Raw genomic sequence first — 2,094 nt, 5'->3', positions numbered from 1 at the left:
CGAATGGGATATCTCATCTTAAGGGGGGCTTCACGCTTAGATGCCTTCAGCGTTTATCCCTTCCGGGCTTGGCTACTCGGCCGTAGACTTGGCAGTCTAACCGATGCACCAGCGGCCCGTCCATCCCGGTCCTCTCGTACTAAGGACAGCTCCTCTCAGATATCCTACGCCCACGCCGGATAGGGACCGAACTGTCTCACGACGTTCTGAACCCAGCTCGCGTACCGCTTTAATGGGCGAACAGCCCAACCCTTGGGACCTACTACAGCCCCAGGATGCGATGAGCCGACATCGAGGTGCCAAACCACTCCGTCGATGTGAACTCTTGGGAGTGATAAGCCTGTTATCCCCAGGGTAGCTTTTATCCGTTGAGCGATGGCATTCCCACTTAATACCACCGGATCACTAAGCCCTACTTTCGTACCTGCTCCACCCGTCGGTGTCGCAGTCAAGCTCCCTTCTGCCTTTGCACTCTTCGAATGGTTTCCGTCCATTCTGAGGGAACCTTTGGGCGCCTCCGATACCCTTTCGGAGGCGACCGCCCCAGTCAAACTCCCCGTCTGGCATTGTCCCACCGCCGGGTCACGGCGGCTGGTTAGAAACCCAATACTGCAAGGGTGGTATCCCAACAGCGGCTCCATGGCAACTGGCGTTACCATCTCCTAGCCTCCCACCTATCCTGTACATGCAATACCGAGTCCCAGTACCAGACTGGAGTAAAGCTCCATGGGGTCTTTCCGTCCTGGCGCAGGTAACCAGCATCTTCACTGGTACTTCAATTTCACCGGATGCATTGTCGAGACAGCGCTCAAATCATTACGCCTTTCGTGCGGGTCGGAACTTACCCGACAAGGAATTTCGCTACCTTAGGACCGTTATAGTTACGGCCGCCGTTTACTGGGGCTTAAATTCAAAGCTTCGCGTTACCGCTAACCTCTCCTCTTAACCTTCCAGCACCGGGCAGGCGTCAGCCCATATACCTCACCTTTCGGTTTCGCATAGACCTGTGTTTTTGCTAAACAGTTGCTTGAGCCTATTCTCTGCGGCCTGGTTTCCCAGGCACCCCTTATCCCTAAGTTACGGGGCCATTTTGCCGAGTTCCTTGACAATGCTTCTTCCGCCGGCCTTAGGATTCTCTCCTCATCCACCTGTGTCGGTTTACGGTACGGGTACGGTATAAACAATAGCGGCTTTTCTTGACGCATGGCTCACGGACTTCGCTACTTTATTTCGCTCCGCATCACGGCTTCCCATTGCCACCCGGATTTGCCAAAGTGACTGGTACCCCGCTTGCACCGGGCTTTCCATTCCCGGCTTCCGCTTTCCTTACGTGTCCCCACAGTTCTGTCATACCGCAGTACAGGAATCTCCACCTGTTGTCCATCGGCTACGACTCTCGTCCTCGCCTTAGGCCCCGACTTACCCAGAGCAGATCAGCTTTACTCTGGAAACCTTGGATATTCGGCCATAAGGATTCTCACCTTATTCTCGCTACTCATTCCGGCATTCTCTCTTCCATGCAGTCCACAGCTCCTTACGGTACTGCTTCTTCCCGCATGCAATGCTCCTCTACCAACCTTTCGGTTCCTTAGTTTCGGTGGCGCGTTTCAGCCCCGGACATTTTCGGCGCAGGACCTCTCGACCAGTGAGCTATTACGCACTCTTTGAATGGATGGCTGCTTCTGAGCCAACATCCTGGTTGTCTTCGAAATCCCACATCCTTTTCCACTTAACGCGCACTTGGGGACCTTAACTGAAGGTCTGGGCTCTTTCCCTTTTGACCGCCCAACTTATCTCGTGCAGTCTGACTCCCGATAATCGATTACGCGGCATTCGGAGTTTGATATTCTTCGGTAGGCTTTGACGCCCCCTAGGAAATTCAGTGCTCTACCTCCGCAAATCTGTATCGAGGCTAGCCCTAAAGCTATTTCGAGGAGAACCAGCTATCTCCGGGTTCGATTGGAATTTCTCCCCTATCCACACCTCATCCCCACCCTTTTCAACGGATGTGGGTTCGGTCCTCCACTACCTCTTACGGCAGCTTCAACCTGGACATGGATAGATCACCCGGTTTCGGGTCTACTCCTACTGACT

1 rRNA gene is annotated in these 2,094 nt (G+C 53.9%); it reads right to left on the bottom strand.

The window, feature by feature from the left end:
• Positions 1-2,094 (bottom strand): 23S ribosomal RNA (locus LJE09_RS17030); the annotation flags it as partial.

This window comes from Blautia sp. DFI.3.45 (genome assembly GCF_020593505.1).
GTDB lineage: Bacteria > Bacillota > Clostridia > Lachnospirales > Lachnospiraceae > Blautia_A > Blautia_A wexlerae.
This window is presented reverse-complemented; position numbering and strand designations above follow the sequence as displayed.